13 protein-coding genes are annotated in these 15585 nt (G+C 64.7%); 6 read left to right on the top strand and 7 right to left on the bottom strand.

The features are described from left to right. Positions 1 to 28: 28 nt before the first annotated feature. On the bottom strand, positions 29 to 1417 hold the full coding sequence (locus tag EA472_RS03635) for an ADP-dependent glucokinase/phosphofructokinase (RefSeq protein ID WP_124190153.1): 1389 nt from the start codon (positions 1415 to 1417) through the stop codon (positions 29 to 31). A gap of 195 nt (positions 1418 to 1612) precedes the next feature. Here EA472_RS03635 and ppsA point away from each other — a divergent pair, with 195 nt between their 5' ends. Then, positions 1613 to 3889, top strand: coding sequence for a pyruvate, water dikinase (gene ppsA, locus EA472_RS03630; RefSeq protein WP_124190152.1), 2277 nt, complete (start codon positions 1613 to 1615; stop codon positions 3887 to 3889). Between the two features lie 164 nt (positions 3890 to 4053). Then, on the top strand, positions 4054 to 5028 hold the full coding sequence (locus EA472_RS03625; protein WP_124190151.1) for a sugar phosphate nucleotidyltransferase: 975 nt from the start codon (positions 4054 to 4056) through the stop codon (positions 5026 to 5028). A 24-nt stretch (positions 5029 to 5052) separates the two neighbouring features. Here EA472_RS03625 and EA472_RS03620 read toward each other — a convergent pair whose 3' ends face one another. After that, positions 5053 to 5955, bottom strand: a complete 903-nt coding sequence (locus EA472_RS03620) for a universal stress protein (protein ID WP_124190150.1) — start codon at positions 5953 to 5955, stop codon at positions 5053 to 5055. Positions 5956 to 6076: 121 nt separating this feature from the next. Continuing rightward, complete coding sequence (locus EA472_RS03615) at positions 6077 to 7318, bottom strand: glycosyltransferase (protein ID WP_124190149.1); 1242 nt, start codon at positions 7316 to 7318, stop codon at positions 6077 to 6079. A gap of 183 nt (positions 7319 to 7501) precedes the next feature. Here EA472_RS03615 and EA472_RS03610 point away from each other — a divergent pair, with 183 nt between their 5' ends. Beyond that, positions 7502 to 9055 (top strand): ABC1 kinase family protein, encoded by a 1554-nt coding sequence (locus tag EA472_RS03610; RefSeq protein ID WP_124190148.1) that lies wholly within the window; start codon positions 7502 to 7504, stop codon positions 9053 to 9055. Between the two features lie 52 nt (positions 9056 to 9107). Here EA472_RS03610 and EA472_RS03605 read toward each other — a convergent pair whose 3' ends face one another. The 4 genes from EA472_RS03605 to EA472_RS03590 all read right to left on the bottom strand — a co-directional run bounded on the left by EA472_RS03605 (position 9108) and on the right by EA472_RS03590 (position 12181). After that, positions 9108 to 9599 carry a pyridoxamine 5'-phosphate oxidase family protein gene (locus EA472_RS03605; protein WP_124190147.1) on the bottom strand — a complete coding sequence of 164 codons (492 nt, stop codon included), beginning with the start codon at positions 9597 to 9599 and terminating at the stop codon, positions 9108 to 9110. 301 nt (positions 9600 to 9900) lie between these two features. After that, positions 9901 to 10359 carry a DUF6691 family protein gene (locus EA472_RS03600; protein WP_124190146.1) on the bottom strand — a complete coding sequence of 153 codons (459 nt, stop codon included), beginning with the start codon at positions 10357 to 10359 and terminating at the stop codon, positions 9901 to 9903. 2 nt (positions 10360 to 10361) lie between these two features. After that, on the bottom strand, positions 10362 to 10919 hold the full coding sequence (locus EA472_RS03595) for a YeeE/YedE family protein (RefSeq protein ID WP_124190145.1): 558 nt from the start codon (positions 10917 to 10919) through the stop codon (positions 10362 to 10364). Positions 10920 to 10939: 20 nt separating this feature from the next. After that, positions 10940 to 12181 (bottom strand): MBL fold metallo-hydrolase, encoded by a 1242-nt coding sequence (locus EA472_RS03590; protein WP_124190144.1) that lies wholly within the window; start codon positions 12179 to 12181, stop codon positions 10940 to 10942. A 244-nt stretch (positions 12182 to 12425) separates the two neighbouring features. On the opposite strand from EA472_RS03590, the gene EA472_RS03585 reads away from it, so the two are divergent. The 3 genes from EA472_RS03585 to EA472_RS03575 all read left to right on the top strand — a co-directional run bounded on the left by EA472_RS03585 (position 12426) and on the right by EA472_RS03575 (position 15562). Then, complete coding sequence (locus tag EA472_RS03585; protein ID WP_124190143.1) at positions 12426 to 12671, top strand: sulfurtransferase TusA family protein; 246 nt, start codon at positions 12426 to 12428, stop codon at positions 12669 to 12671. A 1-nt stretch (position 12672) separates the two neighbouring features. Continuing rightward, positions 12673 to 13272 (top strand): DsrE/DsrF/DrsH-like family protein, encoded by a 600-nt coding sequence (locus tag EA472_RS03580; RefSeq protein WP_124190142.1) that lies wholly within the window; start codon positions 12673 to 12675, stop codon positions 13270 to 13272. 253 nt (positions 13273 to 13525) lie between these two features. Next, complete coding sequence (locus tag EA472_RS03575; RefSeq protein WP_124190141.1) at positions 13526 to 15562, top strand: heavy metal translocating P-type ATPase; 2037 nt, start codon at positions 13526 to 13528, stop codon at positions 15560 to 15562. The last annotated feature ends 23 nt before the right edge of the window (positions 15563 to 15585 follow it).

The following is a 15585-nucleotide window of genomic DNA, read 5'->3' as shown; positions in this document are numbered from 1 at the left end:
TCTCGAGGGGCACCGGTCGAACCGCCGGCTACGGCTCCTCGTCGCCGTTGGCGACCGCCAACTCGAGGACGAAGCTCGAAGCGGAGACGATATCGCCGATTCCGACCGTTCCCGCGGGTTCGTCGACGACGCGGTTGGGACAGGCGGCGACCGTCGGGGTGTAGAGGACGCCGTCGTCGGCCGTCTCGCCGACGTGATCCGCGAGGAGGCCGATCGCCGCTTTCCCGTTCTCGGAGGGCTCGTACTCGAGTCCCGTCTCGAGGTCGTCGGGGGAGGTGACGTCGCCGAGCGCCGCCTTCGTCGCGGCGTTGACGGCGGCGAACTCCAGTCCGCGCTCGACCGCCGTCGGGGGGAGATACGAGTCCATCACCGCGAGGTGGTACTCCATCGCGTGTAACCGGATGCAGTCGACGCCGAGTTCCTCACGCAGCGCCGAGAGCATGCGAAAGTGGGCGAGAATTTCGTCGGGTTCGAACGCGGTCTCCTCGCTCGGTGGCGAGTCGACGACGCCGAGTCCAGCGTCCTCGTGGAGGATGGTGAGCTCGTGAGTGTCCGCGCCGACGACGTTCGCCTCCGGCAGGATCCACTCGTAGATGCTCTCTCGCAGGTCGTCGTCGTGGGTCACGGCGTACTCGACGTGTACCATGAGGTCGCTCCCGCCCCCGGATCGGAGTCGACGAATGACGTCTCGAGCGTGCCGATGTGCCTGCTCGTAGTCCTCCTCGACGTGGTCGGGCGTGAGGTTGTGATAACCGGCGAGCAACGCCCCGTCGACGACGTCGCCGATCTGGTCGACGTGTGCGTCGAGGTCGCCGGCGACGAGGTCGAACTCCGGCGGTCTCGAGGCCGCGATGAACCGGGTGTCTTCGATCGCTCGAACGTCGAAGAGTTCGTCGCCAACCCTGAACTCGAACACCCAGTTGATCTTGGTTCGTTCGGCGTTGACCGCCTCGTCCAGCGGGACGAACTCCACTTCGCCGTCTTCGACCATCGGGTACGTCACCGCGTCGGGGTGGTCGAACATCGAAAGCTGCCTGTCCGAGATCAGGTAGGTGTACGTGATCGGCGCGGCCCCGAGCGAGGAGACGAGATTGGTCATGATTCCCGTCTGGCCGCCCATCTGCTGGCTGTCCGGGGGCAACTCGGTCTCGAGCGTCGCCGCGAACTCGTCGGTCATCGCGACTTCGTCGCCGCGGCCGGCCGCCATCGTGTGCGTGATCGCCGTCGCGAGGTCGCGTTTCGACGCGAGCGGACTGGGCGGGTGGCGGTCGCCGGGATCGGGCGGTCGCTCGAGAAACGACTCGAGGTCCTCGTCGACCCGGACGATCGCGTCCACGTTCGCGTTGTACGCGACGAACACGGGCAGTCCGTCGAGTGCCCGTACGTCAGCCTCCAGCTGGGAGTGATCGCCTGCCATGACACGGGGTGCTCCCAGCGCCAGCGAGTTAATGCTGTGCGTGCCACGATCGAACCTCCCCGATACGCGGGAGTGCGTTCTGGACCCGTACGTTCTGTGACTTCGGGAAACCGTCCGTTCTGTGACGTCTGGGACTCGTACGTTCTGTGATCCCCGCCGACTTATTACCGTCCACGTGGTCTGCACGACAGATCGATGGAAGAAAATACATTCGTTCGGTGGCTGGAGGACGTCAGCAGCGCCGATACGGGATCTGTCGGCGGAAAGAGCGCGAACCTCGGGGAACTCGCCGATCTCGACGTGCCGGTGATACCGGGCTTTACGACGACGGCCGGCGCGTACGATTTCTACGTCGAGCGGACCGGCACCCGCGAGGCGATCGAGTCCGAACTCACCGGGCTGGACGCCGACGACGTCTCGGATCTGCAGCGACGCGGACAGCGAGTACGAAGCCTGATTGCGGACGCGGAGATGCCCGCGGACCTCGAGTCCGCGATCGTCCAGCGGTACGAGGAGCTGGGAAGCCGGCTGGAGATCGACGACCCCGAGGTCGCCGTCAGGAGTTCCGCGACCGCCGAGGATCTGCCGGACGCCTCTTTCGCGGGCCAACAGGAGACGTTCCTGAACGTCGCCGGGCCGACGGAACTGCTCGAGTCGATCAAACACTGTTTCGCCTCGCTGTTCACCGACCGCGCGATCGCCTACCGCGAGAACAACGACTTCGACCACCTCGCGGTGAAACTCGCCTGCACCGTCCAGAAGATGGGGCGTGCGGATATTGCGTCCTCGGGGGTGTTGTTCACCCTCGATCCCGACACCGGCTTCGACGACGTCGTCGTCATCGAGGCGGCCTACGGCTTCGGCGAGCCCGTCGTTCAGGGCGTGGTCGATCCGGACAGGTACGTCGTCTTCGAACCCACGAACGGAATCGTCGAGAAGGAACTCGGCGGAAAGACCCAGCGGATGGTTCGGCGCAACGGGGGCACGAAACTCGAGCCGGTCCCCGAAGACGCCCGGGCGGAGTTCGCGCTCTCGGACGACCGGATCCGGGAGCTCGCGACGTACGCGAGTCGCATCGAAGACCACTTCGGCGTCCCCCAGGACGTCGAGTGGCTCGTCGACGGCGAACTCGAGGAGCTGTTCGTCGTCCAGGCCAGGCCGGAGACGGTCCACGGGGCGGCCGACGGGAACGTCATCCGAACGTACAGCCTCGCGGAGTCCGCCGACGAGCTCCGTGAGGGGATCGCGATTGGAAACGCCGTCGCGACCGGCCCCGTCCGGGTTCTCGACGATCACCGGGAGATGGATCGGGTCGAGGAGGGCGACGTCCTCGTCACGGAGATGACCGACCCGGACTGGGTTCCCGTGATGAAGCGAGCGAGCGCGATCGTAACCGACCGGGGCGGCAAGACCTCCCACGCGGCGATCGTCTCCCGGGAACTCGGGATTCCCGCGATCGTTCGCACCGGCGACGCCACCGAGACGCTGGCGAACGGCACCGCCGTGACGGTCGACTGTTCGACCGACGTCGGGCGGGTCTTCGAGGGCGAACTCGAGTACGAGGTCACCGAAGAGGCGATCGACGACCTCCCGGAGACCGACACCGACGTGAAGCTGATCCTCGGCGATCCCGCGCGGGCGTTCTCGCTCGCGAACCTGCCGGTCGACGGCGTCGGGTTGGCGCGCGAGGAGTTCATTGTGACTTCCCACGTCGGCTATCACCCCCTGGAGCTGCTCGAGCGTGGCGAGGAGGAGCGATTCATCGACGCGTTGCGGACAGGCATCGCGAAGATCGGAGCCGCCTTCTACCCGAACGAGGTCGTCTTTCGGCTCAGCGACTTCAAGACCGACGAGTACCGCAACCTCGAGGGCGGTTGGAAGTACGAGCCGGCGGAGGCGAACCCGATGATCGGCTGGCGCGGCGCCTCCCGCTACTACGACGAGGAGTTTCGCGAGGCGTTCCGACTCGAGTGCGAGGCGCTCCGGCGCGTTCGCGAGGACGTCGGACTGGACAACGTCGTCGTGATGGTTCCGTTCTGTCGCACGCCCGAAGAGGGAGAACGCGTTCTCGAGTTGATGGCCGAGTACGGGCTCTCTCGCGAGGAGGTGGACGTCTGGGTGATGGCGGAGCTCCCCTCGAACATCGTGCTTGCAGATCGCTTTGCCGAACTGTTCGACGGCTTCTCGATCGGGTCGAACGATCTCACGCAGTTGACCCTCGGCGTCGACCGCAACTCGGAGCAACTCGCGCCCCTGTTCGACGAGACCGACGAATCGGTCACGCGGTCGATCGGCTCGTTGATCGAGGAGGCCCACAGCCACGGTCGGCCGGTCGGCATCTGCGGCGACGCGCCGTCGACGATCCCGGAGTACGTCGAGTTCTTGCTCGACGCCGGGATCGATTCGATCTCGGTGTCACCCGACGTCGCGGTCGAGACGCTGCTCACCGTCGCCGAACTCGAGGAGGCGTGATTCGCGACTCGTCGCGATTCTGGGGCGATGAAAGATTTACCACCGGTGGCGTGGGAGCTCACGTCCGGGATCCTCCCTGATCCGTATGAACACGAACCGGATAGCGATTCACGTGAGCCGCGGCGGAAGAAACGATCTCGACCAGTCGGAGGCGGTCTGAGCGGATGGACGCTATCGTCCTCGCCGGTGGGTACGCCACGCGACTGTGGCCGATCACGAGACACCGGCCGAAGATGTTCCTCCCGCTCGGGGAGAGCACCGTCATCGACCGCATCTACGCCGAACTCGAGATCGAAGAGCGAATCGACGACGTGTACGTCAGCACCAACGAGCGCTTCGCCTCGGACTTCGAGGCGGCGCTCGCGGAACGCGGCTACGAGAAACCGCGCCTCTCGATCGAACGGACGCGCGAGGAAGACGAGAAGTTCGGCGTCGTCGCCGCGCTGGCTCAGCTGATCGACCGCGAGGGGATCGACGACGATCTCCTGGTGATCGCCGGCGACAACGTCTTCGATTTCGAGCTCGCGAGCTTTCTCGACTACTACGACAGAATCGACGCGCCGACGATCGCCGCATACGACGTCGGTTCCACCGAGCGAGCGACCGGATACGGCGTCGTCGACCTCGAGGACGACCGCGTAGTCGGCTTCCAGGAAAAGCCCGACGAGCCGGCCGGCACGCGCGTCTCGATCGGCTGTTACGCGTTTCCGCGCGAGACGCTCTCGCTCTTTCCCACCTACCTCGAGGCGGGGAACGACCCCGACGAGCCGGGCTGGTTCGTCCAGTGGCTCCAGTCGCGGGAGCCGACGTACGCGTACACGTTCGACGGGACCTGGTTCGACGTCGGTACCCGCGAGAGCTACCTCGACGCAGTCGCCTGGAAACTCGGGGGCGAGTCGCGCGTCGACGAGACGGCGACCCTCGAGAACGCGACGGTCGGCGAGAACGTCCACGTGCTGTCGGACGCGACACTCGTCGACGCCACGGTCGAACGGGCGGTGGTCTTCCCGGACGTGACGCTCGAGGCGACGACCGTGCGCCGATCGATCGTCGACGAGGGCGCGTCGCTCGGCGGAATCGACCTTTACGATGCAATGATCGGCGCGTACACGCAGATTCCGAGCGATTCCCAGCCCTGATAGCGGTGCGCGTCGCGGGACCCGTCACGGCGACTCCGCGCTGACCGGGACGCAAAACACCGGGACGTCGGTCTGTCGAACCACGTTCTCGGTGACGCTCCCGAGAAACCACTGGCCGATACCGGTTCGGCCGTGCGTCCCCATGACGATCAGATCGACGGCGCGTTCACCTGCGGTCGTGAGGATCACGTCTACCGGCGAGCCGGTCGCGACCGTTCCCGAGACGCCGACGCCGGCGTCGCCGGCACGCTCCCGAATCGCGTCGATCGCCCCCTCGCCTCTGTGCTCGAGCGCCGCCAGAATTTCGTCCGGCTCCTGGACCCGCGACACGCGACCCGTGTCGACGGAGTACACCGCGTGAACCATCGAGTCCAGTTGCGTTGCGAGCGCGACACCCCAGTCGGCGGCGATCGCGGCGCCGTCGCTGCCGTCCGTGGGCACGAGGAGATCGTCGAACGCGACGTCGTCGATCTCGGGCGCGTCCGCGTTCGGCGGAACGGCGAGCACGGGGGTTCTCGCCGTGCGGAGGACGTTCTCGGTGACGCTTCCGAGGAGGACCCTGTCCAGCCCCGTCCTCCCTTTCGTTCCCATGGCGACGACGTCGATTTCGCGTCGCTTCGCGTACTCTCGGATCGTCTGAAACGGCGTTCCCCGCTTGACCGTCGTCGTCACGTCGAGACCCGAATCGTGGGCGGACACCATCTCCGCGACGGTTTCCACCGCGTCTTCCGCGTCGGCCTCGAGCGTCGAGCGTAGCGAGTCGGCCGCATCGATGATCTCGGGCGAGTCGTCGGGAACGTCGACGACCGAGAGCACGTGCACGTTCGCGTCGGTTCGTGATGCGAGCGCAATTCCCCGTTTCGCTCCTGCGAGGGCCCCCTCGCTGTCGTCCGTCGGTATCAGTATCGAGTCGATGGGCCGGCTCATAGCCCTCTCGTCTTCACCGTCGCAGCGGATAATTGTGTGGGACCCGGTGGCGACGTGCAGTCCGCCCCTCGACTTGTCGACGAACCGACGTCAGAGGGACTGTCACACTCGGCGCGAGACGTCATTTCGACCGGTCCAGCGCGTCGACGGCGACCTCGAGCAGATCGACGAGCTGACGGGGTAACAGAAAGCGCTCGCGAACGTGCTCCCGAGCGTGTTCGCCGAACTCCGTTCGACGGCGATCGTCCTCGAGGAGATCCGCGACGCGGTCTCCAGCGCCCGAGGCGTCCTCCGGGTCGACGAGATAGCCGGTTTTCCCGTCTTCGATCTGCAGCGGAATCCCGCCGACGTTCGAGCCCACGACCGGCGTTCGCTTCCAGAGCGCCTCCGAGACGACGAGTCCGAACCCCTCGCGCAACGATTTCTGGACGACGACGTCCGACAGACGCTGCAGGACGTTCACCCTCGCGTCGGGCAGATCGGCCAGCACGTGAACGTTCGGATCGTCGACCGCTTCTCCGGCGACCCGCTCGTACAGCTTCTCTCCCTCCGGATCGTCGCCGGCCATCCCCCCGGCCAGCGCGAGCTGGAGGTCCGGAACCCTTTCGCGTGCACGACGGTACGCCTCGAGCGTACCGAACTGATCTTTCCACGGATCGAACCGCGACACCTGCGTCACGACCGGAGCGTCGAACGACAGCGGGTACAGTCTGTCGCGTTCGTTCGCCATCGTTCCCTCGTCGAGCGAGCGGTTCTTCTCCGTCAGCGGGTCGATCGACGGGTAGACGATCGTCGTCGGTGCGTCGATCTCGATTTCGTAGGCGGATCGGCTGAAAACCGCGTGGTCGATTCTGCTCGTGTATTCGGAGACGAACGCGAGATACTCGTCGGAGGGATCCGTGAGGTCGACGTGACAGCGCCAGGTGATCGGCGCGTCCGGCATCGTCTCCTCGAGTCGATCGATCATACCGAGCGGCTGCGGATCGTGAATCACGACGAAATCGTATTCCCCGTCGAACTCGCGCGCGTTTCGCTCGGTTACCGCACGATAGGTCGCTTTCATCCCTTCGGTCAGCGAAGGACCGCTTCCCTGGAGCCCGTTGTGCATCGCTTTGGTAACTTCGAAGAACTCGTCGTCGCCGTCCATGACGAGCCAGTCGGTGTCGATACCGAGATCGGTACAGAGCGGAACGATCGATCGAAGCAACTCGGCGACGCCACCGCCGGTCGCGGTCGAGTTGACGTGGAGGATCCGGACGTCCGCCAGCGCGTCGGCGAGCGACCGGAGACGCTCGAGTCGCTTGCGCCCCGTCACGGAAGCGTACGCTTCGATCGATCGATCCGAGAGTGATGGAGCGTGCATCCTTCGTCCGAGTCCTACGACGACCTGTAGTATCAGTTGTGGGGCGCCGACCGATCGGGACGGCTTCGAGGATCAACTTCCGGCGACTCGGGCAGGGGGAAAATCAGCCAGCTATTAGTAGTGTCTCGGTCAACGATCCGTCATGAGTCGACACCGGATCGCACCCGCAGCCGCTCGGCGACGATGAGGTTTTACTACCGGTATCTACAGGTGGTCGTTCGATTTTTACCGATCGCGATCGCGCTCCTCAGAGACCGGCGGCGATTCGTTCTGTTCGGTCCCTCGCGATCCGTCTCCGAAGCGGTTCACCGCGAACGCGCGGAGCGATTGACGGAGACGATGCTCGAGCTCGGGCCGGCGTTCATCAAGGTCGGACAGGTCCTCTCGACGCGTCCCGACATCGTCCCACCGACCTACGTCGAGGTTCTCTCGACGCTACAGGACGAGGTTCCCGAGGAAACCGGCGGCGACCCGTTTACGGTCGTCGAACGGGAGCTCGGCGACGTGATCGACCTCGAGACGGTGACGCCGATCGCCGGCGGCTCGCTCGCGTACGTCTACACCGCGGAGTACGAGAACGAACGGATCGCGCTGAAGGTTCGCCGTCCGGAGCTCGTCGAGACGATCGAACGGGACCTCCACGTCATCCGTCGGCTGATTCCTCCGCTCGCGTTCTTCGCGAACGAACGACAACGGTACTCGATCGAGAACGCCGCCAACGATTTCGAGGAGATAATCCTCGACGAGCTGGATTTCGAGCGCGAGGCGTCCGTGATGGTCGAGATCGGCGAGAACTTCGCGGACGACGACCGGGTGGTCGTCCCGGACGTACATCCGGCGCTGTGTTCGAAGCGAATCGTCGCGATGGAGTACGTCGACGGGACGAAGATCACGGACGACGACGCCCTCGCGGATGCGGGGATGGACGCGACCGAGATGGCGACGCTCATAACGCGCACGTACCTCCGGATGGGGTTGATCGACGGCGTCTTTCACGCCGATCCTCATCCGGGAAATCTCGCAGTGACGACACGGGGAAAACTGGTGATCTACGACTACGGCATGAGTCAGCGGTTGACGTCGCAGGAACAGGCCGACATCACCGCGCTGTATCGAACGCTCGTTCGACGGGACATCGACGGGCTGGTGAACGTCCTCATCGCGCTCGACGTCCTCGAGCCGTCCGTGGACCGCGTCGCGGTGCGACGGGTTCTCGAGCTGGTGATCGAGACCCTCGAAGGTCGATCCGTAATCACCTGGCGGGCGATCATCACCGAACTGTTCACGATGCTCCACGACTTCCCGTTTCGAATTCCGCCGAACGTGATGTTGCTCGTCAGGGTCGGCACCGTCGGCGAAGGGGTCTGTCGGAGCCTCGATCCTGAGTTCGACTTTCTAGCGGCGACGCGATCGTTCCTGGTCGATCACGGATTCATCGAGAACGAACTCGAGGCCCTGATAGAGGACATGCGGGCCGACGTTCGTCGGTCCGCACCGGCGGTAGCAGGGCTACCGGCGCGGATCGATACCGTGTTTGGACAGCTCGAGCGCGGCGAACTCGTCGTCAGAACCGATCCCGTCGAATCAACCGACGGCGATTCGGGGACCGGATACGCCGTCCTCTCGAGTGCGTTCGTGGTCGCGGCGGCGCTGTTGTCGTTTCAGGACGCGCTGTTTGCGGCCGTCACGTTCGTGGTCGCCGTTGGGTTTTTGCTGTGCTACGTTCGGGCCAGGTGAGCGGACGCCACCGTTTCGCTTTCGCTCCGAGCGAGCGCTACGGGACCGACTTTCACTCCGATCGCTCGGGACTTTTCCGCTGGGCGAACGTCGGCGGTTTGATCGAATGTCGGATTCCCGACCACTCCTCGATCCGAAGTTCGTAGAACCGAGTCTCTTCCAGTTCACCGGCCGCCTCGAGGAGTTCCGGTCGCCACGTCGGAGTCTCGGCGTCCGCCACGGCCGATCGTTCGTCCTCGGAGAGCGACCGAATCGTTCCCCTCGTAAGAACGCTTTGCCAGTGAAACATCGTCTCAGCGCTGTAGACGAGAAAGCTGGCCGTCTCCGTCCGATCGGAAAGCGTCGCTTTTCGGCTCTCTGCCCCCACGACGTAGATGAAATACAGCCGCGACTCCCCGTCGAATCCGTACGACATCGGAAGCAGATAGGGCGCTCCTGCTGCGGGGAGTCCCAGCACGCCGAGACTCTTCGTCGAGAGGAATTGTTCGATCTCGTCGTCGTCCATCGGCTCCAGTCCGTAGTTGGAAAGTTCGTCTACGGTCATCCGTAGAATAACTCATGGTACCAAGCACCATAATTCGAACACTCGCGGTTTCCCGCCCGGTACTGACGAACCAAGCGTGCAAATCGGTAACACGGGAGCGTACGGCTCGAGTATCGCCGGTAACGCGAGGGGATACTCGTGACCGATCGGAGGGCTCATCCGGACTGTTGTAACGAGGTACCGCTGCACCCGACGGGCTCGCGATCCCACCGATACCGACGGACGACAGATCGTCCGACGGACGGTAGAACGAGTGACCGCAACTGATCGCGAGGTGAGCACCGACCGCGTTTTTCGATCATCAGTCGGCGCTTGCGGGTGCCGTCGAACCAGCGCGCTGACTGCGCCAGTACCCCTGCAGGTAGGCGCCGACGAACATGCCGGCCAGCGCCCACAGGATCGTAACGTTGCCGACGCCGAGGCTGGCGTAGGCCGCTCCGGGACAGATCCCCGACAGGCCCCAGCCGACGCCGAAGATTCCGCCGCCGATCAGGACGTTCCTGTCGAAGGATTTCAGCCGACGACCGTAGGTATCGCCCGTCAGCGGCGCGCGCTCGAGCAGTCGCGGCACCAGCGCGAAGGCGATTCCGGTGACGACCGCCGCCCCGCCCATGACGAACAGCAGCCCGAAGTCCGTAAACTGCAGGAAGTTGAGGACGACCTCGGGACGGGCCATGTGGCTGAAACCGAGCCCGAAACCGAAGATCAGACCGCCGACGAAGATCAGCGGCATGAACAGCGGATGTCGATTTCCGTTCATCGTTACGGACTCACCCCCAGTGCCATCACGACTTGCGCCGTCCCGATCGCCACGATCAGGAACGTTACCACACCGACGATCGACGTCTTAGAGGCCGAGCCGACGCCACAGACCCCGTGGCCCGACGTACAGCCCTTGCCGATCCGGGTGCCGATTCCGACGAGGATCCCGCCGAGGAACAGCCGCCACGGCTGGACGTCGGTCAGCCAGAGGGTGAACCCGCCGACCTCCCGCAACTCACCCGTCGTCCCGGACTCGTAGAGGCCGCTCGAGACCAGCCCCGACTGGAACGTCAGCGCGTACACCGCCGCGCCCGCGACGATGCCGAGCGTGAAGACGATCCGCCAGTCTCTCGAGGCGCGATACCGCTGGAACCGCGACTGGTCCGAGACGTACGACAGCGTCGACTCGAGGAACGTGCTCGCGCCGGCCGGAATCCCGGTGCCGAGGTAGATGACGACGGCCCCGAGGCCGACGAGCAGTCCACCGACGGCGTAGCGGCTGATCCCGGCGGGAAAGAGCGTTTCGTACAGCGCCGGAGCGAAGAGCTCAGTTACCATACGGCTGGTGAGTGGTCGGGTTAGTCACCGGCCAGCGACCCCTGGCTGGCGGCGCAGTTGTTCGGTCCGAGCTCGAGTTCGAACGCCTCCTCGTCGTCGGCCTTCCGCTGACCGAGATTCGTCGGGATGATGTCCTCGTAGTTGGCCGGCCGGGGCGGCATGTCCGAGAGGATCAACTCGACGAACTCGTCTTCGTCCATCGTCAGCGCGTCCATTTCGTCGGCGAGCTGGCCGATCGGTGCCGTGTAGGTGCCGTCTTCGGCGGGCTCGGCGGCGTCGCTGAAGTGAGCGCCGCCGATCAGCGTCTCGTCGGGCAGCGAGAGTACGCGCTCCGTGAGTGACTCGTAGAGCTGTGCGGCGGCTTCGGGTGCGCCGTCGTCGCCCTCTTCGAGGTCGGGGCGGGCGACGCTCTCGACGAAGAGGCCGTCGCCCGTCGCCAGTAACTCGTCGTCGATCAGATACGAGGTCATCCCGGAGGTGTGGCCGGGTGTGTAGACCGTCTCGATCGTCGCGTCGCCGATCTGAAACTCGTCGCCGTCTTCGGCCAGCGTCATCTCGTCGGCGTAGGTGACGCCGCGGTCGACGGACGCGTCGGGGATGACGCCCTCGACTCCCTCCGCAGCGAGGTTTCGGACGCCCGAGATGTGGTCCGCGTGAATGTGCGTGTCGATGGCGTACGTTAGGTCGACGCCCAGCTCTGTGGCGTCCTGCTGAGCTTGCAAAGCAGGGCTCGAAGAACGTAGTTCTGCGGCGTCCTCGAGGTAGCGGTCCGTGAACGCACGCAGCGGGTCGATCACGGCCGCTTCGTCGCCGTCGACGAGGAAGTAGCCGAGACAGCCGCTCGAGGGACGCTGGTACTGGTAAAGCGTCCCGGCGCCGTCGTAGCGCTCGACCTCGACGCGCTCGTAGATGCGCGCCCAGCCGTTCATCCCCTCCTCGAGGTGGTTCACGTCGTAGCCGCGCGCTTTGAGCGAGCCGGCGACGAACTCGCTCGCACCGCCTTTCGCACAGAGAACGGTGACCTCCCGATCGTCCGGAATCTGTGCAAGAACGTCGTCGTCGATCTCCTCATCGAGGAACTCGAAGTACGGAACGTTGACCGAATCGACGTTCTCTCCGTCGATTCGCCACTCCTCGTAATCCGACGCCATCCGCGCGTCGAGCAGCGAAACGTTCTCCCCCGCGTCTATTCGCCCTTTCAGCTCGGCCGGCGACACCGATTCGACCTCGACGTCCGGCGTTGGAAAGTCCATGTCGTTCATGTGGTACAGTTCCCAGTACCGACCGCTGGCACTTAAGGATTTGCATGATATTTACCCAAATGCACAATACAGCTGTCGACGTGACCCGACCGTCACGGTACCGAGTGCGCGTAGATCGGGAATTAAACTCGTGAACGAGTCTCATCTGGAGCGTAACAGTTCGTCTATTGCACAGTAGCCGACATCCTTATAGTGGATCGCCCAGTATTGTGTAATAGGTCCAATATAGAGCATCATATCGATCATGAGTTCAGAATACCACACCGCGGAGACACTCGACGTGAAAGGGCTGTCCTGTCCGATGCCCATCGTCAAGACCAAACAGACCGTCGACGGCCTCGAGATTGGAGACGTACTCGAGGTCGTCGCGACCGACTCGGGCAGTACGAGTGATATCCAGGGCTGGGCCGAGGGCACCGACGGAGTCGAGCTCCTCGAGCAGATCGAGGACGGCCAGCGCTACGTCCACTACGTGGAGAAAACGGCGTAACATGAGCACGGACAATCGAGCGACGACGACCGACGATGGCACGGCCGATGCGGCGCCCGAGTTCGCCCCCGCCGAGCTACAGGCGTTGCGCGAACGCGTCGACGAACTCGAGGCGTCGCTGATCGACGGAACCGACGATGGCGGAAAGAAGATGACGATCGTCGCCACGCAGGGGAGCTTCGACATGGCGTATCCGCCGCTGATCCTCGCCAGTACAGCGGCCGCTTTCGGCTGGGACGTCGTCGTCTTCCACACGTTCTGGGGGCTCGACATCCTCCACGAGGAGAAGTCGAAAGGGCTCAAGCTGAGCGCCGTCGGCAACCCGAACATGCCGGTTCCGAACGCGCTCGCCGCGATGCCCGGTATGGATCGGATGGCCACGCGCATGATGGAACGGAAAATCGACGAGAACGGAACGGCGACAATCGAGGAGTTGATCGATCTCTCCCTCGAGCAGGGCGTCGATCTCCAGGCGTGTCAGATGACGATCGAGTTGATGGACTACGACGAGGACGACTTCTACGACGGTGTCACGACCGGCGTCGGTGCCGCGACGGCGCTCCAGCACATGGCCGAGTCCGACGTTCAGCTGCTGGTGTAGCTCGTAGACGATCCCTCTCGGCGAAAGCGGCGTTCGAGGACGTCCACGGCGACGACCGTCCGGTCGGCACGACCGACGGAGCGACCACTGCCCGCCAGTTCCGGAGAGTCGCGACCGGAACTCGGGTACGACACTCCGTATCTGCCGTCCAGGTACGTCTGAACGGAACAACGAGACCGGTCAGCATCGGTCAGTGACCGGCGTTCGGTCGGATTATGCGAACGCTTATCCAATGTAGACGATACGTATCACCATGGAGACGCCATCGAGTTCCGCTTCGATCACTCCCGGGGGACCGGCGGGGCTCGCGGAACGCCTGGACGTTCGGCGGCAAGCGGCGTTCGTCGCCCTCACGTTTTTCGGGATGATCGGCGGGCTCCTCGGTGGCTGGTTCGGCGCTCCGTCGTCGTTCGTCTGGGGCTGTTACGCGGTCGCCTACGTCTTCGGCGGCTGGTACGGACTCAAAGCGAGCGTCGCCGCGTTGAGTGAGCCCGCGGTGGAAATCGATCTCCTGATGATCATCGCCGCACTCGGTGCGCTCTACATCGGCGCGCCGTTCGAGGGCGCGATGCTGCTGTTTCTGTTTTCGCTTTCGGGCGTGCTCGAGGAGTACGCGATGGGGCGATCGCGAACGGCGATCAGGTCGCTGATCGAGATGCGACCGGAGTCCGCCCGGATACTCCGAGACGGCGAGGAGGTGACGACCCGAATCGACGACGTCGAGGTCGGCGACGTGTTCGTCGTTCGCCCAGGTGATCGGCTACCGCTGGACGGCGTCGTCGAGGCCGGCGAGAGCACGGTCGATCAGTCGTCGCTCACCGGCGAGTCGGTTCCCGTTCCGAAAGCGCCCGGTGACGAGGTGTTCAGCGGGACGATCAACGAGACCGGCAGCCTCGAGGTGCGCGTGACGCGGGAGTCCCACGAGTCGGCGATTTCGCGGCTCATCCACATGGTCGAGAAGGCCCAGGAAAAGCGCGCGCCGACCCAGCAACTCATCGATCGGTTCGAACAGCCGTACGTGCTGGGCGTCTTCGCGATGACGGCCATCGCGATTGCGCTCCCGCTCTGGCTGCTGGAGCATCCGTTCGAATCGACGTTCTACCGCGCCATGACGCTCATGGTCGCCGCTTCTCCCTGTGCGGTCATCATCTCGACGCCGGCGGCGGTCCTCTCGGCGATCTCCGCCGGCGGCCGACAGGGCGTCCTGTTCAAGGGGGGCGAACACATCGAGACGGCGGGCAACGTCGACGCGGTCGCGTTCGACAAGACGGGGACGCTGACGGAGGGGAACACCCGGTTGACCGACGTGACCGCTCGCGACGACGCGTTCCTCTCCACCGATGGCGGTTCCGCCCAGAACGACCGCCTCGACGAATCCCTCGAAGACGGACCGCTGACCGACGAGCAACTACTGGCGCTCGCTGCGGCCGTCCAGTCCCGATCGGAGCACCACCTCGCGGAGGCGACCGTCGAGGCCGCCGAGGAGCGTTCGCTCGAGATTCCCGACTCGAACGGCTTCGAGGCGGTCGTCGGCAAGGGCGTCCACGCAGCCGTCGGGGGCCGAACGATCCACATCGGAAACCCGCGGTACGTCGAAACCGTCCTGGACGATCGGCCGATCGACGGCCTCGAGACCGGGTTGGACGCCGTCCACGATCTCGAAGCGAGCGGAAAGACGAGCGTCCTCGTCGTGGGTGAAACCGACTCACCCGACGACCGTCTGTGCGTTCTCGGCTGGCTCGCGTTCACCGACACGATCCGATCCGACGCGGCCGAGATGATCGAGCAACTCCGCGAGCGGGGCGTCGAACAGATCGTCATGCTGACGGGCGACAACGAACGGGTCGCCCGATACATCGCGGACGAACTCGGCATCGACGAGGTGTACGCGGAGTTGCTTCCCGAGGAGAAAGTCGACCACGTCGAGGCACTCCAGGAGCGCCACGAAGCCGTCGCGATGGTCGGCGACGGGGTGAACGACGCCCCCGCCCTCGCGACGGCGGACATCAGCGTCGGCATGGGCGGCGCTGGAACCGACGTGGCCCTCGAGACGGCCGACATCGTGCTCATGTCGGACAAACTCGATCGGCTCCCCTACGCGTTCGCGCTCAGCAAGGAGACGCGGCGAACGCTCTACATCAACTTTTCCATCGCGTTCGGCGCCATCGGGATCATGGTGATCGCGATCCTCACCGCCGGAATCCCGCTTCCGGTCGCGGTGGTCGGCCACGAGGGATCGACCGTTCTCGTGAGTTTGATCGGGCTGCGTCTGCTTCGCTTCGACGGATGACCGACGAGGAAAACCGGATCGCG

The organism is Natrarchaeobius oligotrophus (assembly GCF_003841465.1).
In the GTDB taxonomy this organism is placed as follows: Archaea; Halobacteriota; Halobacteria; order Halobacteriales; family Natrialbaceae; genus Natrarchaeobius; species Natrarchaeobius oligotrophus.
Note: the sequence above shows the minus strand (reverse complement) of the source record. Positions and strands in the feature narration are given on the sequence as shown.